The sequence below is a fragment of the Streptomyces sp. NPDC051576 genome (assembly GCF_040681835.1).
GTDB lineage: Bacteria > Actinomycetota > Actinomycetes > Streptomycetales > Streptomycetaceae > Streptomyces.
Genome location: NZ_JBFAZO010000005.1, coordinates 620,698 through 642,865, shown reverse-complemented (window position 1 = coordinate 642,865; position 22,168 = coordinate 620,698). Strand labels below are relative to the sequence as shown.

The following is a 22,168-nucleotide window of genomic DNA, read 5'->3' as shown; positions in this document are numbered from 1 at the left end:
AAGCCACGTGCCGGTCTCCATGTCGTCTTCCGGGTCATGTGCCGTGCTCTGGAGCCCTGTTGGCGGACCACCGGAGAGCCCGGACAGCAGCTTAGGTGAGCATAACCTCAGTGACTGTGACATGGGCCGGTGGTTGCCCGGGAGGTCTATCAAGTAAGGCAATGCTTACCTTACTATGCGAGCGGTCGCGGCTCCGCTGAGCCGTTCCGCACACATGGGGAGGCACGGGCAGCTGTGGCGGGCAACAGGCTTTCTTCCGCACGGGCAACGGAGACGAACGACTTCTGGCGACGCCGGTTCGCGTCTCCGGTGCCGGAGACCTCACTCCCGCTGGACTTCCCCCGCCCACCGCGCCAGGACGGCCCGGTCTCCCGCGCGCGCCGCACGGCCACGCCCGCCGCGACGGCCGACGCGGCGACCCAACTCGCCGCCTTCGTCGCCCTGTTGCACCGCTACGGCGGCACCACGGCCACCGAGACGGCCGTGGCCCACGAGGGCCTCCCGCTGCGTGTCACCGTCGACGGCGACACCCCGTTCGCCCAACTCCGCGACCAGATCACGGCCGTACGCGCGGAGGCCGCCGCCCACCACCTGCCCACCACCGAGCTGCTACGGCTCCTCGCCCCCGAACCCTTCCGCGGTGGCGGCCTGTTGTGCGCCACCGGCTTCGGCCCCGCCCCCTGGGACGAGACCGTCCCACTGGACCTCGCCCTCACCGTCACCGAGGGCGAGGTCTCGGCGGACTACCGGACCGACCTCTTCGAACCCGCCACCGTCGACCGGATCCTCGGCCACTACGGCACCCTCCTCACCGACGCCCTCGCCCGCCCGGACACCCCGGTCGCCGACCTCGAACTCCTCGGCGCCGGCGAGCGGCACCGCATCCTCCACGACTGGAACAACACCGCACACGACGTGCCCGCGCTCACCTGGCCCCGCATGTTCGCCGACCAGGTCGCCGCCCGCCCGCACGAGATGGCCCTCATCCACGAGGACGTCCGCCTCACCTACGCCGAACTCGACGCCCGCGCCGCGAAGTTGGCACACGCACTGGTGGCCCGGGGCGCCGGTCCCGAGCAGGTCGTCGCGCTCGCCGTACCGCGCTCGGCCGACATGATCGTCGCCGAGATCGCCGTCCTGAAGGCGGGCGCCGCCTATCTGCCCGTCGACACCGACTACCCGACCGACCGCATCGCCTACATGCTCGCCGACGCCCGCCCGGTCTGCCTCGTCACCACCGCCGAGATCGCTCCCGACCTTCCACCGGACCTGGACCCGCTGATCCTCGACGCCCCGGACACGGTCGCCGAACTGGCCGCGTACCCCGACCAAGGCCCCTCCACCGCCGACGAGTTGACGACCGCGCACGCGGCCTACGTCATCTACACCTCGGGCTCCACCGGCCGCCCCAAGGGCACGGTGCTGTCCCACGCGGGTGTCGCCAAACTCGTCGCCACCCAGCGGGAGCGCTTCGGGATCGGCCCGCACAGCCGGGTCCTCCAGTTCGCCTCGCCCAGCTTCGACGTGGCGTTCTGGGACCTGTGCCTCGGCCTGCTGTCAGGTGGCCGCCTGGTCGTCGTCCCCGCCGACCGCCGCGTCCCCGGCGCACCCCTCGCGGACTACGCCAACGAGCACGGCATCACCTTCATGATCCTGCCGCCCGCGCTGCTCGCCGCGCTGCCCGAGGACGTCCAACTCCCGCCCGAGGCAACCCTCCTGGCCGGAACCGAGCGCGTCTCGCCCGAGTTGGTCGGACGCTACGCACGCGGCCGGATGATGTTCAACGCCTACGGCCCGACCGAGGCCACCACCAACTCCACCCTCGGCCTCTGCGATCCGGACACCCCGGCCGGCACCATCGTGCCCATCGGCATACCCGACCCCGGCACCCGCGCCTACGTCCTGGACGACCGGCTGCGCCCCGTCCCCGCCGGTGTCACGGGTGAGCTCTACCTCGCGGGCGACGGCCTGGCCCGCGGCTACCTCGGCCGCCCCGCCCTGACCGCCGAACGCTTCGTCGCCGACCCCTTCGGCGCACCCGGCGAACGCCTGTACCGCACCGGCGACTTGGTGCGCTGGAAGTCGGACGGCCGACTGGAGTTCCACGGCCGCGTCGACACCCAGGTCAAGATCCGCGGCTTCCGCATCGAACCCGGCGAGATCGAATCGGTCCTGCGCTCCCACCCGGCCGTCGACCAGGCCGCCGTGGTCGTCCGCGAGGACCGCCCCGGCGAACGCCGCCTCGCCGCCTACGTGGTGCCCTCCCTGGACGCCGAGGCGACCCCCGACGAAGGCGTCGCCGACTGGAAGGACCTGCACGAACTCCTGTACTCCGCAGCCGGATCGGACGGTTTCGAGGAGAACTTCGCGGGCTGGAACAGCATGTACGACGGGCTGCCCATCCCCCTCGCCGACATGCGCGAGTGGCGCGAGGCCACCCTCGACCGCATCCGCGCGCTACGGCCCCGGCGCATCCTGGAGATCGGCGTCGGATCCGGCCTGCTGCTGTCCCGGCTCGCCCCGGACTGCGAGGAGTACTGGGGCACCGACCTCTCCGAGGAAGCCGTACGCGCCCTGGACGCCCAGGTGTCCGCGATCCCCGAACTCGCCGACCGCGTCACCCTGTTGGCCCGCCCCGCGCACGACCTCACCGGACTGCCCGAGGGCCACTTCGACACGATCGTCGTCAACTCCGTGATCCAGTACTTCCCCGGCGGCGACTACCTCACCGACGTACTCCAGAACGCGGCCGAACTCCTCGCCCTCGGCGGCGCGTTGTTCGTCGGTGACGTACGCAACCTGCGACTGCTCCGCACCCTGAGCGCGGCCGTCGAGGGCGGGCAGGTACGGGACGAGGCCGACGACGACAAGGAGGCGCTGCGCGCCGCCGTGGACCGGGCTGTCGCCTGGGAGGGCGAACTCCTCGTCGACCCCGACTACTTCACGACTCTCGACGGCCTCGGAGCCGACATCCGCGTCAAGCGTGGCACCCACCACAACGAACTCACCCGTTACCGCTACGACGTCGTGCTCCGACCCCAGTCGGACGCACCCGAGGAGACCCCCGAGTCGCCCTGGCCCGCGCTCGGTTCGCTACAGGCCCTCGACGCACTGCTCGCCGACCGCCCGGAGCTTCTGCGCGTCACCGGCATCCCCAACGCCCGCCTCGCCGACGACCTCGCCGCGCACGACGCCCTCCACGACAGCAGCAGGACGGCCGCCGGACCGTACGGCGTCGACCCCGAGGCGCTGCACGAGACGGCCGCCCGGTACGGCTACGAGACCGCGCTGACCTGGAACGGGGACGCGGAGGACGGCAGCCTGGACGCCGTGTTCGCCCTCGAAGAAGAAGCACGGGCCCCGTACCGCCCCGGAGCCTGCCACCCGCTCACCAACCGCCCCGCGCCCTTCCGCAACGTCAACGCCCTGATGTCGACCCTGCGGACACACGCCACCGAGTACCTGCCCGACTACATGGTCCCGGCCGCGTTCGTCCCGCTCGACCGGCTGCCCGTCACCCCGAGCGGCAAGCTCGACGCCGCCGCGCTCCCGGTCCCCGACCTCACCCGCGTCAGCGCGGGCCGCGCACCGGAGACCGCCCGCGAACGGCTGCTCTGCGACCTGTACGCGCGGGCGCTCAAGGTGCCCTCGGTCAGCGTCGACGACGACTTCTTCGCGCTCGGCGGCGACAGCATCGTCGCCGTCCAACTCCTCATCCTGGCCCGCAGGACAGGCCTCGAACTCACCCCGCGCGACGTGTTCAAGCACCGCACGGTCGCGGAACTCGCCACGGTCGCCCGCACCGGCACGGCCGATCTCCTCGAAGACACCCCGTGGCACACGCTGAACGACGACGAACTCGCCGCGCTCCAGGGAGAGTTCCCGCTCACCGTCGAGGAAACGCTGCCCCTCGGCCCGCTCCAGGAGGGCTTCTTCTTCCACGCGCTGGTGGACGGCGCCGAACGCGACGCCTATGTCGTGCAGCAGGTCATCGAGCTGTCCGGCCCGGTCGACGGCACCCTGCTGCGCACGGCCGCGCAGCGACTGCTGGACCGGCACGCCCCGCTGCGCGCCTGCTTCCGTCAGACACCCGACGGCCGGCCGGTCCAGCTCATCGCGTCCGGACTCGAACTGCCCTGGCGCGAGATCGACCTCGCCGCACAGGACGACACCACGATCTGCCGCGCCCTCGCCGACGCCGTCGCCGCCGACGAACGCACCCACCGCTTCGACCTCGCCCACCCACCACTGATCCGCTGCGCCCTCATCCGCTTCGGCGAGGACCACAGCCGACTGGTCCTGACGTTCCATCACATCGTCGCGGACGGCTGGTCCCTGCCCGTCCTGCACCGCGAACTCCTCGCCCTCTACGGCGAGAACCTCACGCCGCTCCCCGAAGTCGCCCCCTACCGCGGCTACCTCCGCCGCATCGCCGGCGCCGACCGAGAGGCCGCCCGCGACGCTTGGCGGACCGCGCTCGCCGGGGTCGACGAGCCCACCCGCCTGGTCGAGGCCCCCGCACCCGCAGGACCCGTCGAACCCGCCCAGATCCGCGTCGAGTTGACCGAGCGCGTCACCTCACGCCTCGCCGCCCGCGCCCGCGAACGCGGAGTCACCCTCGGCACGCTCGTCCAGGGCGCCTGGGGACTGCTCGTCGGCCGGATGACGGGCCGCCAGGACATCCTGTTCGGCACCACCGTCGCCGGACGCGACGCCGCCGTCGACGGCATCGAGTCGATGATCGGCCTGTTCATCAACACCCTGCCCACCCGCCTGCGTTGGACCCCCGGCGACACCCTGGGCACACTGCTCGACCGGCTCCAGGACGAACAGAGCGCGCTGCTCGACCACCAGCACCTCGGCCTCGCCGACATCCAGCGCGCCACCGGGCACGCGGGCGACGGCGAACTCTTCGACACCCTCGTGGTGTTCGAGAACTACCCCGGAGGCGAGGGCGCCCCCGGCATCACTGACCCGACCGGCACGATCGCGGTCGCCGGACACGCCTTCCACGACGCCGTGCACTACCCCCTCGCCCTCATCGTCAAGCCCGGCCGCTGCCTCGACCTGCGCCTCAAGCACCACACCGGGCGCCTCGACGCCGACGCCGTGCAGGCGCTCGCCGACCGGCTCACCCTCGTCCTGCATGCCCTGGCCGACGACCCCGGCGCCCGCGTCGCCGACCTAGACCTGCTCACCCCGGACGAGCTGGCCGCCGCACACCCGACGGGGGAGACCCGGCCGGTTCCGGCCACCACGCTCGCGGCCGCGTTCGCCGCACAGGTCGCGCGCACACCGGACGCCACGGCTGTCGTGTACGACGGCAGGACGACCCTGACCTACGCCGAACTCGACATGCGCGCCGAGGAGTTGGCCGCACGGCTGCGGGCCAAGGGGGCGGGCCGGGAGCGGTTCGTCGCCGTTGCCGTGCCGCGTTCGGCGGAGCTGATGGTGGCGCTGCTGGGGGTCCTGAAGTCGGGGGCCGCCTATCTGCCCCTCGACCTGGACTATCCGGCCGAGCGCCTCGCGTACATGCTGGCCGACTCGGGGGCGACGACGGTCGTCACGACGGAACGGGACGCGGAACGCCTGCCGTCCGTCGACGGCCTGGATGTGCTGCGCGTGGACGCGGAAGACGAAGAGGCCCTGTTCGGCGGCGACCAGGACCCGGCCCGCCCCGACGACCCCGCCTACCTCATCTACACCTCCGGCTCCACCGGCCGCCCCAAGGGTGTCGTCGTCACCCACCGAGCCATCGGCAACCGGCTCGCCTGGATGCAGGGCGCCTACGAACTCACCGCCGACGACCGGGTGTTGCAGAAGACGCCGTCCAGCTTCGACGTGAGTGTGTGGGAGTTCTTCTGGGCGCTGAGCGAGGGCGCCGCCGTCGTCCTCGCCGCACCGGACGGCCACCGCGACCCCGCCTATCTGGCCCGCCTGATCCGGGCCGAGTCCATCACCACGATGCACTTCGTGCCGTCGATGCTGGAGGCGTTCCTCGCCTCCGACGAGGTCACCGCCGACCCCGCGTGGGCGGGCGGCCTGCGCCGTGTGTTCAGCAGCGGAGAGGCCCTGTCCGGCTCCGCCGCCCACCGCTGGCACGAGCTGACCGGCGTCCCGCTCCACAACCTCTACGGCCCCACCGAGGCCGCCGTCGACGTCACCTACCACGCCTACGACGGCGCGCCCGGCACCACCGTGCCCATCGGCCGACCCGTGTGGAACACCGGCCTGCGCGTCCTCGACTCCTGCCTGCGCCCGCTGCCGGACGGCGTCCCCGGCGAGCTGTATCTGACCGGCGTCCAGTTGGCCCGCGGCTATCACCGGCGTCCCGCGCTCACCGCCGACCGCTTCGTCGCCGACCCCTACGCCACCGAGCCCGGCACCCGCATGTACCGCACCGGCGACCTGGTACGCCGTCGTCCCGACGGCACCATCGACTACCTCGGCCGCACCGACCGCCAGGTCAAGCTGCGCGGCAACCGGGTCGAACTCGGCGAGATCGAGGCCGAGTTGACGAGCGCACGCGGTGTGGCCCGGGGTGCGGTCGTCATCCGCGACCAGCGCCTTGTCGCCTACGCCGTCCCGGCGTCCGGAGCCGTGCTCGACCCCGCCGACCTGCGCGCCGCCCTCGCCGAGGCACTGCCCGCGCCCCTGGTCCCCGAGGCGTACGTCGTCCTCGTCGACCTCCCGCTCACCCCCAGCGGCAAGCTCGACCAGGCCGCGCTGCCCGCCCCCGAGGCCGGGCGCGCCGAACGCCGGGCGCCCGCAGGGCCGTTGGAGGAGCGGCTCACCGAGATCTTCGCGACCGTGCTCGGCATCGAGGACGCGGGCCCCGACGACGACTTCTTCCGTCTCGGCGGCGACAGCATCAGCTCCATCGGCGTCGCTGGCCGCGCCCGGGCCGCCGGCCTGGACCTGAGCCCGCGCGACGTGTTCACCCACCGCACACCCGCGGCCCTCGCGGCGGCGGCCACCACCACTACGGTCACCACGAACACCCGCGTGGAGGCGTTCACCCTCACCGACGCCCAACACGCCCGCGTCCGCGCCCTGGCCGCCCCGGAGACCGTCGCCGACGTATGGCCACTGGCCCCTCTCCAGGAGGGTCTGTTCTTCCACTCGGCGTACAACGAGGGCGCGTTGGACGTCTACACCGTCCACGAGACCTTCGACTTCACCACCCGCCTGGACACCACCCGGCTGCGCGCCGCCGTCCGAACCCTCCTCGACCGCAACCCGGGCCTGCGCGCGGGCTTCACCAGTGACGGCCTCGACCAGCCGGTGCAGTTCATCGTCGAGGATCCGGAGATCCCCCTCGAAGAGGTCGACCTCTCCCTGCTCCCCGCCGCCGAACAGGACACACTGCTGCGGGAGTTGACCGACGCCGAACGCAACCGCCGCTTCGACCTGTCCGCACCCCCGCTCTTCCGGCTCCTCCTGCTGCGCCTCGGCGCGGAGCGCGGCGACCGGCTCGTCATCGGCCGCCATCTGATCCTCTGGGACGGCTGGTCGGCCTGGCTCTTCCTCGACGAGCTGTTCGCGCTCTACGAGACCGGGGGCGACGCCAACGCCCTGCCCGCGCCCGGCAGTTATCGCGACTACCTGACCTGGCTCGAGGAGCAGGACGACTCGGTCGCCACCGCCGCCTGGCGCACCGCGCTGGCCGGACTCGACGAGCCCACCCTGCTCGCCCCGACCGCCGCCGACGGCCTCGAACCGGTCATCCCCGATCAGCTCGACCTCAGCCTTTCCGCCGAACTCGGCGACCGCCTGCGTGAGTTGGCACCGGCCCACGGTCTGACCCTGAACACAATCCTCAACGCGGCCTGGGGACTCACCCTCGCCTCCGCGACCGGCCGCGCCGACGTCGTCTTCGGCACCACCGTGGCCGGCCGGCCCACCGAGGTCCCGGACGTCGGCAACATCATCGGCCTCTTCCTCAACACCGTACCGACCCGCATATCCCTCGACCCCGCCGAACCGGTCCTCGACCTGCTCCGCCGCGTCCAGGGCGAACGCCTCGACCTCATGCCGTACGAGCACCTCAGCCTCGGCGTCCTCCAGGCCGAGACGGGACATCGCAAGCTCTTCGACACGCTGTTCGTGCTGCGCAACAATGACACCGAGGAGCGGCTGGCCGACCTGAGGATTCGGCACGGCGCCACCGCCGTCGCCAACGTCGACGCCACCCACTATCCGGCCAACCTCGTCATCACACCCGGCCGCGAGATCGCCGTCACCCTCACCCACCGCCCCGACCTCGTCCCGACCGACCACGCCCGGGATCTCCTGGACCGCTTCGCGCTCCTCGTCGACCGCCTCACCGCCGACCTCACGGCGCCGGTGGGCTCCCTCGACCCCCTGCTGCCCGCCGAAATCGCGGCGCTACGGCGGGAGTCGGAGACGAGCCGGGTCCCCGACCCCGACGACACCATCGCCGACCTGCTGGCCGCGCAGGCGGAGCGCACCCCGGACGAGCGGGCCCTCGTCTTCGGCGAGCGCACCCTGACGTACGCCGAACTCGACGCCGCCGTCAACCGGATGGCCCGGCTGCTGATCGACCGGGGCGCGGGCCCGGAGAAGGTCGTCGCCCTCGCTCTCCCGCGCTCCCTCGACATGGTCGTCGCTCTCTTCGCGGTCCTGCGCACCGGAGCGGCTTACCTACCCCTGGAGTTGGACCACCCGGCCGACCGCCTGTCCCTGATGCTGGCCGACGCCCGCCCGCTCCTGCTGCTGAGCACCACCGCCGTATCCGCCACGCTGGACGGCGAGATGACCCGCGTCCTGCTCGACGACCCCGAGATCAAGGGCGAGTTGGCGAGCCGTTCGGCGGATCCCGTCCGTCGTCGCTTCAGTCTGGAACACCCCGCCTACGTCATCTACACCTCCGGCTCCACCGGCCGCCCCAAGGGCGTCGTCACCCCCTACCGGGGCCTGACGAACATGCAGTTGAACCATCAGAAGGAGATCTTCGAACCCGCCATCGCCTCCGCCGGCGGACGCCGACTCCGCATCGCGCACACCGTGTCCTTCGCCTTCGACATGTCGTGGGAGGAACTGCTCTGGCTCGTCGAGGGCCACGAAGTGCACGTCTGCGACGAGGAGTTGAGGCGGGACGCCGAGGCGCTGGTCGCCTACTGCGAACGCCACCGCGTCGACGTCGTCAACGTCACCCCCACCTACGCCCGACTCCTCATCGAGCAGGGCCTGTTGGAGGGCCACGTCCCGCCGCTGGTGCTGCTCGGCGGCGAGGCCGTCCCGGAGACGGTGTGGGCGGCCCTGCGTGACACCGAGGGGACGTACGGCTACAACCTGTACGGGCCGACCGAGTACACCATCAACACCCTCGGTGGCGGCACCCTCGACAGCGACACCCCCACCGTCGGCAAGCCCATCCGCGGCACCCGCGCCCACCTCCTCGACGCCTGGCTGCGCCCGGTGCCCGACGGCGTCCCCGGTGAGCTGTACATCGCCGGAATCGGCCTGGCCCGCGGCTACTTGGACCGGCCCGCGCTGACCTCCGAGCGCTTCGTCGCCGACCCGTTCGGCGAGCCCGGTGAGCGCATGTACCGCACCGGCGACCTGGTCCGTCGCAACCCCGACGGCAACCTCGACTTCCTCGGCCGTACCGACGACCAGGTCAAGATCCGCGGCTACCGCATCGAACCCGGCGAGATCGAGACCGCCCTCAGCCGCCACCCGCTGGTCGCCCAGGCCGCCGTGGTCGTCCGCGACGAACGCCTTGTCGGCTACGTGGTCCCCTCCGGTGCCGACTCGGCCGAACGCACCGCCGCCGAGGCCGCGCAGGTGGGGGAGTGGCAGGAGATCTACTCCGACGAGTACGAGGAGATCGGCACCGCCGTCTTCACCGAGCAGTACGACGGCTGGGACAGCTCCTACGACGGACAACCCATCCCCTTCGAGGAGATGCACGAATGGCGCGAGGCCACGCTCGCCCGCATCGGCTCGCTCAAGCCCCGGCGTATCCTCGAAATCGGCGTCGGCTCCGGCCTGTTGCTGTCCCGGCTCGCCCCGGAGGCTGAGGCCTACTGGGCGACCGACTTCGCCGCCCCCGTCATCCGCAAGATCGGCGAGGAGGTGAGCCGCGACCCCGCGCTGGCCGCCAAGGTCGAACTGCGGTGCCGCCCGGCCGAGGACCTGAGCGGTCTGCCGACCGGCTACTTCGACACCATCGTCATCAACTCCGTCATCCAGTACTTCCCGAGCGTCGACCACCTCAGCACCGTCCTGCACGGCCTGATGGAACTGCTCGCACCCGGCGGCGCCCTGTTCGTCGGCGACGTCCGCAACCTGCGGCTCGCCGGCACCTTCCACACCGAGATCCAGCGCGCCAGGGGCACCGCCGAAGCGGACCTGGAGCGGGCGGTGGAACGCGGTCTGCGCCTGGAGAAGGAACTCCTCGTCGACCCCGACTACTTCACCACCCTCGGCTACGGAGTCGACCTGCGCACCAAGCGCGCCCACCACCACAACGAACTGTCCCGGCACCGCTACGACGTCGTCCTCTACGCCGACGAACCGGACGTACGCCTGGACAGCACCCCGTCCGTCGACTGGGCCACCGGCCACACCATCGGCGAACTCCTGCGCGGCGACCGGACGTCGGCCGAGGCGATCGGTGAACTCCTGCGCGGCGGTTGGTCCGCGACCGGCGCCACCACCGAACGCCCGCGCGGCGAATGGCCCGAGGCGCTGCGCTTCACCGGCATCCCCGACGGCCGTACGAGCGAGGCGGGCGTCGACCCCGAGCACCTGCACGAGTTGGGTACGGCGGCCGGTTACCGGGTGCTGACGACCTGGTCGGAGCGGGACGGGACGTACGACGCGGTCTTCCTGCGGTCCGACGAACTCCGCCTGACCGGCGGTCTGTTCCGGTCCGGTGGCGGCGCCCGCCCCTACGCCAACGACCCCACCGCCGCCCGCGAGGCGAGCGCGCTGGTGCGCAGGCTGCGTGAGGACCTGGGCCGCGAACTGCCCGACTACATGGTCCCGTCGGCCTTCGTCACCGTCGACGGCCTGCCCATGAACGCCAACGGCAAGCTCGACGTCCGCGCCCTGCCCGACGCCGAGCCCGCCGTCGCCCTCGGCGGCGGACGCGGCCCGCGCACCCCGCAGGAAGAGGTGCTCTGCCGCCTGTTCGCCGAGGTGCTGGGGCTGCCCGAGGTCGGCGCGGAGGACAACTTCTTCGACCTGGGCGGCCATTCACTGCTCGCCACCCGGCTGGTCAGCCGCGCCCGCACCGAACTGGGCGCCGAACTCGCCATCCGCGACCTCTTCGAGGCGCCCACCCCCGCCCTGCTCGCGGGGCGCGCGGACGTGGCGACCCCGGCCCGTCCGGCGGTCACGTCCGTCGCCGACCGGCCCGCCCGCATCCCGCTGTCGGCCGCCCAGCGGCGGCTGTTGCTCGTCGAGCAGATCACCGGCAGCGGTGTCGCCTACAACTTCCCGCTGGTCTTCCGGCTGCGCGGGGGCCTCGACACAGAGGCCCTGGCCGTCGCCCTGCGGGACGTCGCCGGACGGCACGAGGCTCTGCGGACAGTGTTCCCGACCCATGAGGGCGAGCCGTACCAGCGCATCGTCCCGGCCGAGGAGGCGGACCAGGCCTGCACGGTCGTCGACTGCGCCGAGGACGATCTGCCCGCGCTGATCGAGTCCGCCCAGCGCCGCCCCTTCGACCTCACCACTGAACTCCCGCTGCGCTGCGAGGTGTTCAGGCTCGGCCCGGACGAGCACGTGGTGGCCGTCGTCCTGCACCACATCACCACCGACGAATGGTCCGACCGCCCCTTCCTCGCCGACCTCGACACCGCCTACGCGGCCCGCCGCGAGGGACGGGCCCCCGAATGGGCGCCGCTGCCGGTGCAGTACGCCGACTACACCCTCTGGCAGGACGACCTCCTCGCCCGCACCGGCGAAGCCCAACTCGCCCACTGGGCGGACGCCTTGCGCGGTCTGCCCGACGAACTCGCCCTGCCCGCCGACCGGCCCCGGCCCGCCGAGCCGACCGGCCACGGCGGCAAGGTCCGCCTGGAACTGCCCACCGCCACCGGCCACGCCCTGCGCGACCTCTCCGGCGCCACCGGCACCAGCATGTTCATGCTGTTCCAGGCAGCCACCGCCGCACTCCTGAACCGGCTCGGCGCGGGCGACGACATCCCGCTCGGCGCCCCCATCGCGGGCCGCACCGACGAGGCCCTCGCCGACCTGGTGGGCTTCTTCGTCAACACGCTCGTGCTGCGCACCGATGTGTCGGGCGATGAGCTGTCCTTCCGTCAACTCCTGGGCCGGGTAAGGGAGTCGTCCCTGGCCGCCTTCGAGTACCAGGACCTGCCCTTCGACCGGGTCGTGGAGGCCGTCAACCCGCCTCGCGTGGCCGGTCGCAACCCGCTCTTCCAGGTCATGCTCGGCTACCACCACCGTCCCGACGGCGACCCGGACGTGCTCGGAGTCGCGACCGAGTGGTTCGACATGGACACCGGCATGGCCAAGTTCGACCTCCACTTCACCTTCGTCGACGAGACCGGCCGCGACCGGGTGGTCCTGCTCCTGGAGTACGCGACCGACCTCTTCGACCACACCACCGCCGAACGCATCGCCGGCCGCATGGCCCGCCTGCTGGACCACGCGGCGGCCGAACCCGACCGCGCGGTAAGGGACTTCGACCTCCTGGAGGACACCGAACGCGCCCTGGTCCTGGGGGAGTGGAACGCCACCGAGCACCCCGTCCCCGCCACCACCCTGCCGGAACTCTTCCGCGCCCAGGCCTCCCGCACCCCGGACGCCACGGCACTCGTCTTCGAGGGCGAGCATCTGACCTACGCGGAGCTGGACGCCCAAGTGGAGCGCACGGCACGGGTGTTGGCCGCCCTCGGCGCGGGCCCCGAAGAGACGGTGGCCGTAGCGCTGCCGCGCTCGCTCGACCTCGTCGTCGCCCTGCTCGCCGTCCACCGTGCCGGAGCCGCCTACCTCCCGCTCGACCCCGACTACCCGGAAGAGCGCCTTGCCCTCATGGTCGAGGACGCCCGCCCGGTGTACGTCATCCGGGACACCCTGCCGACCGGACCCGAGGGCCGACTCCCCACGTCCTACGACCCGTCGCACCCCGCGTACGTCATCTACACCTCCGGCTCCACCGGCCGTCCCAAGGGCGTGGTCGTCCCGCACGAGGGCATCGTCAACCGCCTGCTGTGGATGCAGGACACCTACCGACTCGACGCCGACGACCGGGTGTTGCAGAAGACGCCGTCCAGCTTCGACGTGTCGGTGTGGGAGTTCTTCTGGCCGCTGATCACCGGCGCCACCCTGGTCGTAGCCCGCCCCGAGGGCCACCGCGACCCGGCCTACCTCGCCCGGCTGATCCGCGAACAGGACGTCACCACCGTCCACTTCGTGCCCTCCATGCTCCAACTCTTCCTGGAGGAACCGGCCGCCGCCGACTGCACCGGTCTGCGGCGGGTCATGTGCAGCGGCGAAGCCCTGCCCGTCGCCCTCACCCACCGCTTCCACACCACCCTGACCAGCACCGCACTCCACAACCTCTACGGCCCGACCGAGGCCTCCGTCGACGTGACGGCCGTGGAGATCGGACCGGACGCGCCGAGCGTGCCGATCGGTCGCCCGGTGTGGAACACCCGCACCTACGTCCTCGACGCCGGACTGCGCCCGGTACCGCCCGGTGTCCCGGGCGAGCTGTACCTCGCGGGCGTACAGCTCGCCCGCGGCTACCTCGACCGCCCCGGCCTGACCGCCGAGCGGTTCGTCGCCGATCCGTACGGTGTCCCGGGCACCCGTATGTACCGCACGGGCGACCTGGCACGCTGGAACCCCGACGGCACCGTCGAGTACCTCGGCCGCACCGACGACCAGGTGAAGGTGCGCGGCTTCCGCGTCGAACCCGGCGAGATCGAGGGCGTGTTGACCACGCACCCGTCCGTCGCGCACGCCGTCGTGGTGGTCCGGGAGCAGACCCTCGTCGCGTACGTGGTCCCGGCCGGACCCGTCGAACCGACGACTCTGCGCGCCCACACCGCCGCCGCGCTCCCCGCCCACATGGTCCCGGCCGCCTTCGTCGCGCTCGACGCGCTGCCGCTGACCCCCAACGGCAAGCTCGACCGCGCGGCCCTGCCCGCCCCCGACTTCACGACCGCGGGCACCGACACGGCGACGACGGCGCCCCGCAGCCCGCGCGAGGAGATCCTCGCCGGACTCTTCGGCGATGTCCTCGGCGTCGAACGGGTGGGCGCGGACGGCGACTTCTTCGCGCTCGGTGGTCACTCCCTGCTCGCCATGCGGCTGGTCAGCCGTGTCCGCGCGCTGTTCGGCGCCGACCTCACCGTCCGTACCGTCTTCGAGGCGTCCACCCCCGCTCTCCTCGCGGCCCGCCTCGACGACCGGGCCGGCGGACTCCCCGCCCTCGTCCCCGCCGAACGGCCCGACGAACTCCCGCTCTCCTTCGCCCAGCAGCGCCTGTGGCTGCTGCACCGCATCGAGGGTCCCGGAGCCACCTACAACATCCCGGCCGCCTGGCGACTGACCGGCGCGCTCGATCGGGACGCCCTCTCCGCCGCGCTCGACGACGTCGCTCTACGGCACGAAAGCCTGCGCACGGTCTTCCCCGAGCGGGACGGCCACCCCCACCAGGTCGTGCTGGAGCAGGCCTCGGTGCCCCTCCACCACAGCCAGGTCACGGAGGCCGAACTGCCCGGCCTGCTTGCCGAGGTCGCCGCGCGCGGCTTCGACATCGACCGTGAACTCCCGCTGCGCGCCCACGTGTTCGAGGTGGGCGAGGACGAGCACGTCCTACTGCTGGTGCTCCACCACATCGCCGGTGACCAGTGGTCCGACGGGCCCCTGTGGCGCGACCTGGCCACCGCCTACGAGGCCCGGCGCGAGGAACGCGCACCCGCGTGGGAGCCGCTGCCGGTGCAGTACGCCGACTACGCCCTCTGGCACCGCGAGGCCCTCGGTGACCCCGATTCTCCGGACAGCCGTCAGTCCCGCCAACTCTCGTACTGGCAGGACACCTTGGCAGGCCTGCCGGACGAACTCGCGTTGCCGGTCGACCGGCCCCGGCCGCTGGAGAGCAGTCACCAGGGCGGCGCCGTCGGGCTGACCCTCGACGCCGAACGCACGGCACAGCTCCGCGCGTTGGCCCGCCGCCACGGGGTCAGTATGTTCATGGTCACCCAGGCCGCCGTCGCCGCACTGCTGCACCGGCTCGGCGCCGGGGACGACATCCCGCTCGGCGCGCCGATCTCCGGGCGGGCCGACGAACAGCTCGAAGATCTGGTCGGCTTCTTCGTCAACACCCTTGTCCTGCGCGCCGATCTGTCCGGTGACCCCACGTTCGCCGATCTGCTCGCCCGCGTCCGGGACACCGACCTCGCCGCCTACGAGCACCAGGACCTGCCCTTCGAGCGGCTGGTCGAGGCGATCAACCCGGCCCGCTCACTGGCCCGGCACCCGCTGTTCCAGGTGATGGTCGTCCACCTCGACGACGAGGGTGCCACCCCCGCCCTGCCCGGCCTGACCGCCCGCCGCGAGGAACTCGGCCAGCAGGGCGCCAAGTTCGACCTCAGCTTCGACTTCGTCGAGCAGGGCGCCGACGGCATGCGCTGCTGGATCGAGTACAGCGCCGACCTCTTCGACGAGTCCACCGCCGAACTCCTCGCCCAGCGGCTGGAGTCGCTCCTCGCCCAGATCGCCACCGACCCGGACCGGCGCCTCGGCACTCTCGACGTCCTGCGCGCCGACGAACGCGCCCTCGTCCTCACCGACTGGAACGCCACCGCGCGCACCGTTCCCGACCTCACCCTGCCTGAACTGTTCCGTTGCCAGGTCGCCCGCACGCCCGAGGCCACGGCGGTCGTCTTCGAGGGCACCGCCCTCACCTACGCCGAACTCGACGTGCGCGTGGAGAAGTTGGCGCACACCCTCGCCGCCCACGGCGCGGAGGCGGAGGCCGTCGTCGCCGTCGCGATACCGCGCTCCCTCGCCCTGGTAGTGGCTCTCCTCGCGGTCCACCGATCGGGCGCCGCCTATCTGCCCCTCGACACCGGCTACCCCGCCGACCGCCTCGCCTACACGCTCGCCGACGCCCGCCCGGTCTGCCTGGTCACCACGGAGGGCGTCGCCCTCCCGGACACCGACGTGCGCATCCTCACGGTCGATACGGACGGCGCCCCCGACCGCCCCGCCCACGCACCTCTGCCCACCGCCTTCGACCCCCGCCACCCCGCCTACGTCATCTACACCTCCGGCTCCACCGGCCGACCCAAGGGCGTCACCGTCCCCCACCAGGGCATCACCAACCGCCTGTTGTGGATGCAGGACACCTACCGACTCGACACCGACGACCGGGTACTGCAGAAGACCCCGGCCGGCTTCGACGTGTCGGTGTGGGAGTTCTTCTGGCCGCTGATCACCGGCGCCACCCTCGTCGTGGCCCGCCCCGAAGGCCACCAGGACCCCGTCCACCTCGCCGAACTGATCGAGCGTCAGCACATCACCACGGCCCACTTCGTGCCGTCGATGCTGCGCGCCTTCCTCGACGAGCCCGCCGCCGCCCGATGCACCGGACTGCGCCAAGTCATGTGCAGTGGCGAGGCGTTGCCCGCCCCGCTGGCCGCCCGCTGCCACCAGGTCCTCCCGGACGCGCGCCTGCACAACCTCTACGGCCCCACGGAGGCGTCCGTCGACGTCACCGCCCACGAGGTCCCCGCCGACCAGGCCACCGTGCCGATCGGCCGCCCGGTGTGGAACACCCGCACCTACGTCCTCGACGCCGCCCTGAACCCGGTACCGCCCGGAGTGGCCGGCGAACTGTATCTGGCGGGCGTCCAGTTGGCGCGCGGCTACCTCGGCCGCTCCGCCCTGACCGCCGAACGCTTCGTGGCCGATCCCTACGCCACCGAGCCCGGCGCCCGTATGTACCGCACGGGCGACCTGGCCCGCTGGACTCGGGACGGCGCACTGGAGTACCTGGGCCGCGCCGACGACCAGGTCAAACTGCGCGGCTTCCGTATCGAACTCGGCGAGATCGAGACCGTGTTGGCCGCGCACGAGAGCGTCGCGCACGCCACGGTCGTCGTACGGGACGAACGGCTCGTCGCGTATGTCGTACCGTCCGGCGCCCCGGCCGACTCCGCCGAACTCCGGGCCCACGCCGCCCGATCGCTGCCCGACCACATGGTCCCGGCCGCCGTCGTCACCCTGGCCACCCTCCCGCTCACCCCGAACGGCAAACTGGACCGACGCGCTCTGCCCGCCCCCGACTTCGCCGCCGAGGTGACCGACACCCGCCCGCGCACCGCGCTGGAGGAGACCCTCTGCGCGCTCGTCGCGGACGTCCTCGGTCTCGAACGCGTCGGTGTCGAGGACGACTTCTTCTCCCTCGGCGGCGACAGCATCGTCGCCATGCAACTGGTCGCCCGCGCCCGCGCCGCCGGACTCACCTTCAGCCCGCGTGACGTCTTCCGCCGCAAGTCGGCCGCGGGGCTGGCGCGCGTGACTGCGACCACGGTCGCCGCCAGGCGCGACGACGACACCGTGCTGCTCGACCTCACCGACGACGAGCGCGCCGAACTCGCCGCCCTGCCCGCCGGAACCGAGGTCCTGCCCGTCTCCCCGCTCCAGGCCGGCCTGCTCTTCCACGCCGCCCTCGACTCGGGCGACGACGGACCGGACGTCTACACCGTCCAGGTCTCCTACGACCTGGACGGCCCCCTCGACGCCGACCGGTTGCACACCGCCGCGCAGTCCGTGCTCGACGCGCACGAGAACCTGCGCAGCGGCTTCCGGCACCTGGCCTCCGGGCGGCCCGTCGCCGTCGTACCGCGTACGGCCGTACTGCCGTGGCGGCAGCTCGACCTGACCGACGACCCCGAGGACTGGGACCGGCTGCTCGTCCAGGAGCGGCGCCGCTTCGACCCCGAACACCCGCTGCTGCTGCGGCTGTTGCTGGCCCGGCTCGGTCCGGACCGGCACCGGCTCGTGCTCTCGCACCAGCACCTCCTGCTGGACGGCTGGTCGCTGCCGCTGCTCACCGCCGAACTGTGGGCGCGCTACGAGGGCCGCACACCGGCCGCCTCCGCCCCGTACCGCGAGCACCTCCGGCTCCTCGCCGCCCAGGACCCGGCCGCCTCCGCCGCCGCGTGGGCCGAGGCCCTCGGCGGACTGGCCGAGCCCACTCGGCTCGCACCCGTCGACCCCGACCGTGCCGCCGTCGTACCCCGCACGCACACCACGGAGTTGGACCCGGACCGCACGGCGGAGCTGGAGGCGTTCGCGCGGCGCCAGGGCGTCACCGTCAACACCCTGGTCCAGGCCGCCTGGGGCGTGCTCCTCGGCCGTCTCACCGGACGGGGCGACGTGGTGTTCGGCGCCACCGTCGCCGGGCGCTCGCCCGAACTCGCCGGGGCCGAGTCGATGATCGGCCTGTTCATCAACACCGTGCCGGTACGGGTGCGGGTCCGCCCGGAGGAGAGCACGGCCGCCCTGCTGGCCCGGCTCCAGGACGAGCAGTCCCGGCTCATCGCCCACCAGCACCTCGGCCTCGCCGACATCCAGCGGGCCGCCGGACTCGGCGAACTCTTCGACACACTCGTGGTGTTCGAGTCCTACCCGGTCGCCTACGCGGACGAGGAGGGCGACGGGCCGCGCGTCACCGTCCGAGACCACGAGGACTCCACCCACTACCCGTTTGCGTGGGCGGTCGAGCCCGCCGAACGGCTGCGGCTGACCGCCGAGTTCAGGCCCGACCTGTTCCAACCGTCCGTCGTACGACGGATCTCGGAGGCCCTGACCGCCCTCCTCACCGGCATGGCGGCCGACCCCGACCGCCCCGTCGGCCGACTCGACCTGCTCGACTCCGTCGAGCGGCACACGGTCCTGGAGACCTGGAACGACACCGCGCTGCCCGAGCCGGAGGCCGAACGACTCGGCACCGTACCGGCGTTGTTCGCCGCGCAGGCCGCCGCGAGCCCGGACGCGGTCGCCGTCACCGACGGCCGTACGACCTGGACGTTCGCCGAACTCGACGCCCGCGCAGAGCAATTGGCGCGCACGCTGACCGGGCATGGTGCCGGACCCGAGCGGATCGTGGCTCTCGCACTGCCCCGCACCGCCGGCCACATCGCCGCGATCCTCGCCGTGATGAAGGCGGGCGCCGCCTATCTGCCCCTGGACCCCGACCTGCCCGGGTCCCGGCTGACCGGCATGCTGGAGGACGCCCGACCGGTGCTGATCCTGGCCACGGGCGAGACCGCCGCCGCGCTGCCCTCAACCGACGTACCGGTCCTACGCGTTGACACCCCGACCGATGGACTGCCGCAGGCGGAACCCGTCGCGCCCGACCCCGACCACCCCGCCTACGTCATCTACACCTCGGGCTCCACCGGCCGCCCCAAGGGCGTCGTCGTCACCCAGCGAGGCATCGCCAACCTCTTCCACAGCCACCGCCACGACCTGCACCAGGTGGCCAGGGAGCGCACCGGACTGCGGCGGCTGCGCGTCGGCCACGCCTGGTCGTTCTCCTTCGACGCCTCCTGGCAGCCGCAGTTGTGGCTGCTGGACGGACACGCGCTGCACATCGCGGACGACGAGACCCGCCGCGATCCCGAGCTCCTGGCCGCGTTCATCCGGGGCCGGGGCATCGACTTCATCGAGGTCACCCCCTCGCTGCTCGCGCAGATGGCGGACAGCGGTCTGATCGGCGCCGAGGGCGACTGCCCGCTCTCCGTGGTCGGCTTCGGCGGCGAGGCCGTACCCGAATCGCTGTGGACACGGCTGGCCGCACTGTCGGACACCGAGGCGTTCAACCTGTACGGCCCTACCGAGGCCACCGTCGACGCCCTCGTCGGCCGGGTCCGCGACAGCGCCTCCCCGGTCGTCGGACGCCCCGTCCACGAGTCCCGCGCCTACGTCCTCGACACCGCCCTGCGCCCCGTACCGCCCGGCGTCACCGGCGAGTTGTACCTGTCGGGCCCCGGCCTGGCCCGCGGCTACCTCGACCGCCCCGCCCTCACCGCCGAACGCTTCGTCGCCGACCCGTACGCCACCCGGCCCGGCGCGCGCATGTACCGCACCGGTGACCTGGCCCGCTGGACCGAGGACGGTCTGCTGGAGTTCGCCGGCCGCACCGACGACCAGGTCAAGATCCGCGGCTACCGCATCGAACTCGCCGAGATCGAGGCCGCGTTGGACACCCACCCGGCCGTCACCCGGACGGTCGTGGTCGCCCGCGAACACCGGCCCGGCATACGCCAGTTGATCGCCTACGCGGTCGCGGGCGGGACGGATGGCACTGAGCTGCGCGCCCATGCCGCCGCCGTACTGCCCGACTACATGGTCCCGGCCGCCGTGGTCGTCCTCGACCGACTGCCGCTGATGACCAACGGCAAGCTCGACCGATCCGCCCTGCCCGCACCGGACTTCACCGCGAGGGGCGGCGGTCGGGCCCCGGCGAACGACACCGAGCACACCCTGCGCGACCTGTTCGCGGACGCCCTCGGGCTGCCCGCCGAGGCGGTCGGGGCGGACGACGACTTCTTCACCTTCGGCGGCGACAGCATCGTCGCCATGCAACTCGTCGCCCGCGCAAGGGCGGGCGGCCTGCGCGTCACCCCGCGCCAGGTCTTCCAGCACCGCACCGTCGCCGCCCTCGCGGCCGTCGCCGTACCGCTCGGCACCGACGAACGCCACGCCGTGCACGACGACGGCACCGGCACCGTCTCCCTCACCCCGATCATGCGCGGCCTGCTGGAGCGCGGCGGACCCATCGCCGCCTACCACCAGGCGGCCCTGGTCCAGACCCCGGCCGACCTGACCGAACCCGGCCTGCTGGCCGTCCTCAAGGCCCTCGCCGACCGGCACGACATGCTCCGCGCCCGGCTCGACCGCGTACCCGAGTGGACCCTGCGGGTGCCGGCGGCGCGGGACACCGACGTCAGCACCTGGCTCACCCGGGCCGACGTCCGAGGCGCGGACGAGACCGCCCTGCGCGCCGCCATCTCCCGGCACGCCGAGACGGCCCGGGCCGGGCTCGACCCGGACAACGGGGCGATGGTGCGGGCCGTCTGGTTCGACGCCGGACCCGGACGGCCGGGACGGCTGCTGATCCTCGTCCACCACCTGGTGATCGACGGCGTCTCCTGGCGCGTCCTGCTGCCCGACCTGGCCACTGCCTGGGCGGCGGTCAGGGGCGGCCGTACGCCCGAACTCGCCCCCGTGGAGCTGTCGTTCGCCCGCTGGGCCCAGCTCCTCGGCACCCGCGCCACCGACCCCGCCACCGAGGACGAACTGCCCTGGTGGACCTCCACGCTCGCGGAGGGCGCCGAACTCCCGCTGGCCCGCCCGCTCGACCCGGCCCGCGACACGGTCGCCACCACCCGGTACCTCTCCCTGTCCCTGCCCGCCGACGTGACCGGCCCTCTGCTGAGCCGGGCACCGGCCGCCTTCGGCGCGACCGTCAACGACGTCTTGCTGACCGCGTTCGCACTCGCCGTCGGCGACTGGCGGGCAAGGGAGTCGGGCGCGGAACGGACAGGCGGGCCCGTCCTGGTGGACGTGGAGGGACACGGCCGCGAGGAGCGACTCGCGGGCGACGCCGACCTGTCCCGCACGGTCGGCTGGTTCACCAGCGTCGTACCCGTACGACTCGACCCGGGCGAGGGCGACTTGACGGACGCCTTCGCGGGCGGGCCCGCGCTGGACGCGGCCCTGTCCCGGATCCGCGACCACCTCGCCGCGCTGCCCACGGCCGGCATCGGACACGGACTGCTGCGGCACCTCAACCCCGGGACAGGTCCGCGGCTCGCCCAACTCGGTGAGCCGCAGATCGAGTTCAACTACATGGGTCGCTTCGACCGCCCGTCAGCGGCCGACTGGTCCTACGCCCCCGAGGACGACGCGGCCGACCTCGACGCCGACCCCGGTCAGCCGATGTCCCACGCGCTGACCCTCAACGCCATCACCGAGGACCGCCCCGAGGGCCCGGAACTGAGCGCCCACTGGGCGTACGCCGCCGAACTCCTCACCGAGGAGCAGGTGGCGGACCTGGCCCGCACCTGGTTCCGGGCGCTGGAGGCGGTCGTACACCGGGCATCCGCCCTGAACTCACCCACCACCCACGGCAATTGATCCCGAC

At 72.7% G+C, this 22,168-nt stretch carries 1 protein-coding gene; it reads left to right on the top strand.

The genetic code is table 11. The features are described from left to right. Positions 1–234: 234 nt before the first annotated feature. Entirely contained in the window at positions 235–22,161 is a 21,927-nt protein-coding gene (locus AB0M63_RS20125; protein ID WP_366020294.1) for a non-ribosomal peptide synthase/polyketide synthase, read from the top strand. The last annotated feature ends 7 nt before the right edge of the window (positions 22,162–22,168 follow it).